The organism is Thermogutta sp., from assembly GCF_014359955.1.
Taxonomy (GTDB): domain Bacteria; phylum Planctomycetota; class Planctomycetia; order Pirellulales; family Thermoguttaceae; genus Thermogutta.
On the sequence record NZ_JACIYL010000651.1, the window covers coordinates 1 to 2,567 of the forward strand.

Below are 2,567 nucleotides of genomic sequence, written 5' to 3' on the forward strand. Positions count from 1 at the left end.
CAGCATGGCTCAGGAGATATTCTCGGCGAATTCGCTCGTTTTGCAGACCCCTCCCGATGTGCTGGCAACGTGGCTCGACATTCCGTGGTGTTCCGCCGATCTCTATTACATCGAAAAGCTAGCATGGACCATTCAGGCCTGCCGCGGGATTGTTTGGCGGCCCCTCGGAGAGTGATTATCAGAAATTTTGATCGAGTACGCGGGGAATCGCGCAGCGGTCGAATTTTGGAAACACTTCAACGAGTTGCACGCAGTTAGCGTCACGACGGGCTTATTTCTTCGGTGCCACGTTTTCGGGAAACGACCAGATTCCTCTCCGGGCAAGTCTTGCTTCTGTTTCAGCAAGAAGAAATCGTTCCTTCATGATTTGAGAGTAGGAATATTGGGCCTCCACGCGGCCCAAACCAGCGCGGATGATTTCTTCATTGAGAAGCTTGTCGCCAGCCCACACGTATGCCAGAAGCCGCCCGTACTTGTCCCGCCGGGGACCGTCAAATTCCAACCGCACCCGATTGCCGGCCTGGCGGACGAGGGTGGCCAAGTATTCAGCGGCTTCGGGACCGTAGGGTTCAACGGGGGAGTGCGGTTTTACTGATTCCGGAGCATCCACGCCGATCAGGCGCACTGTTTCCCCGTTGGCAAGTCGAAGGGTATCCCCATCGACCACGCGTTCCACCGTCCATACACCTTCTTCCGTTGAAGGGCCACGACCGGCGTTGTGATTGGCGGAGCGCAGACCACGGTAAACGATCAGGATGAGGATGATCAGCAGGAAGATGACCGAGCGAGAGTCGGGAAACCTGCGCCGGCGTCGAACCGTCCGGGGTATGGGAAGCCTCGGGAATCGCCGGTTCATGGAGATTTGCCCCCATGTGCGAGAAGGTCAGGCTCGGACGTATGTCTATTTGCGCCTCCAGGCGCGGAGGTTTCCGGCATCGAATGAGAGGTGTAATTGGCCCGTTCGCCCCGTTTTGTTTGGATGTGGTGTTCCGCCGACGTCAAAGTTGTGGAGTCTTACAAAAACTTTGTCTGTCCGCGAAAGACCGGAAACCCGCGTCAGTTCTTGCTGAAGCCGAGGATCTTGCTCGTTTCCCGGCCAAGCGGATCCCGCAGGAATCTTTTCCGGCACTCCGAGCAGAGATCGAATTGAAGGACCTTCTCAGCCGTCTCGAAAGCCTCATCACCCAGTTGGTTGAGAGATTCCAGAATGTCCTGAATCTCTTCCAGGTGATCCCGATCATCGGGCTCGTCGTCGTTCAGGGGTTCAAAAGCCGCCCTCACTTCGATTTTCACCTGGTACCGAATGTCGCGGTCCGGATGAATCTCCCGCCGACACAGGTCACACACGTAGCGGATCATCGCTGCTCTCCCGACTACGAGGCTCTCAACGTGGTCAATGGTCGAGCCCTATCCCCAACACTTTCATCGTAATAAGGTTATTGCACGCCGAACAAGTCTCCCGCACCCGTTTTGTTGCGGAGGACCACTGCATCGCTTATACGAAAGCATCGCCCATCTTGACAAGACACAAAACATTTGCTTTTGGCTGCGTCCAGTGCCACGAGGCGGGGTGCCCCAATTTGATCTAGGAAGTTGGCTCACCTTTCCGGTATAATCGGGCCTGTTCACGCAGCAACACAGGGAGCAGTATGCGTCCATCGCCAACCACGGAAGGAGTCACGATGCGGTCCATAGCGATCATGAACCAAAAAGGAGGTGTGGGAAAAACCACCACCGCGGTCAACCTGGCAGCGGCTTTTGCCGCCGAAGGTTTTCGCACCTGTCTCATCGATATGGATCCGCAGGCGCACGCCTCGCTGCATTTCGGCATTGAACCCCAGATTGATATGCTCTCCGTCTATGACGTGCTGGTCCGCGATCGTCCGCTGGCCGACGTCCGTCGCAAAATCACAGAGAACCTCTGGGTAGTCCCGTCTCATTTGGATTTGGCGGCTGCCGAAGTCGAGCTGGCGGGCGTGGTCGGGCGGGAGGTCATTCTGCGCGACAAGCTATCCGAAGATCCAGAGAAATTCGATTTTCTGCTGGTGGATTGCCCGCCCAGTCTGGGAATTCTCACGATCAACGCGCTTGCGGCAGTCAACGAGGTGTTCATTCCGCTCCAGCCCCATTTCCTGGCACTCCACGGACTCAGCAAACTCCTTCAGACCATCGAACTAGTGGCCAAACGGCTTAACAGCCGGTTGCGATTGACGGGGATCATCCTTTGCATGTTCGATTCCCACACCCGGCTGGCACTCGAGGTCTCCGAAGACGTAGGGGCCTTCTTCGGCAATCGCCGCGATGGACGGACCCCCTGGGCAGGCGCTCAACTCTTTCAGACGAGAATCCGCCGAAACGTACGGCTTGCGGAAGCCCCCAGTTTCGGACAGTCAATTTTCCAGTACGCCCCGGATTCCAACGGCGCGGAAGATTATCGCAACCTGGCGAGAGAAATCATTGCCCAAACCGTCCAGGAAAGGCAGTCCCTCAAACAGGCAGGGTAGCCGCGCGGTATGCCGACGACGTCGCAAAGTCTCCACGGGGTGCTTGCTCTGCTGTGCGAGCCG

General features: G+C 56.9%; 3 protein-coding genes. 1 reads left to right on the top strand and 2 read right to left on the bottom strand.

The window, feature by feature from the left end; translation table 11 throughout:
- Positions 1–271: 271 nt before the first annotated feature.
- Together H5U08_RS15465 and H5U08_RS15470 are read right to left on the bottom strand one after the other, a co-directional pair.
- Positions 272–856, bottom strand: a complete 585-nt coding sequence (locus H5U08_RS15465) for a thermonuclease family protein (protein WP_297035035.1) — start codon at positions 854–856, stop codon at positions 272–274.
- A gap of 200 nt (positions 857–1,056) precedes the next feature.
- The gene (locus tag H5U08_RS15470) at positions 1,057–1,359 is read right to left on the bottom strand and encodes a hypothetical protein (RefSeq protein ID WP_297035038.1); all 303 of its coding nucleotides are present in this window, start codon (positions 1,357–1,359) and stop codon (positions 1,057–1,059) included.
- A gap of 323 nt (positions 1,360–1,682) precedes the next feature.
- Here H5U08_RS15470 and H5U08_RS15475 point away from each other — a divergent pair, with 323 nt between their 5' ends.
- Positions 1,683–2,504, top strand: coding sequence for a ParA family protein (locus tag H5U08_RS15475; protein WP_297035043.1), 822 nt, complete (start codon positions 1,683–1,685; stop codon positions 2,502–2,504).
- The last annotated feature ends 63 nt before the right edge of the window (positions 2,505–2,567 follow it).

Bases quoted from the DNA above. Each gene is read 5' to 3' on its own strand.
- H5U08_RS15465 (WP_297035035.1), bottom strand. From the start codon at position 856: ATGAACCGGCGATTCCCGAGGCTTCCCATACCCCGGACGGTTCGACGC.
- H5U08_RS15470 (WP_297035038.1), bottom strand. From the start codon at position 1,359: ATGATCCGCTACGTGTGTGACCTGTGTCGGCGGGAGATTCATCCGGAC.
- H5U08_RS15475 (WP_297035043.1), top strand. From the start codon at position 1,683: ATGCGGTCCATAGCGATCATGAACCAAAAAGGAGGTGTGGGAAAAACC.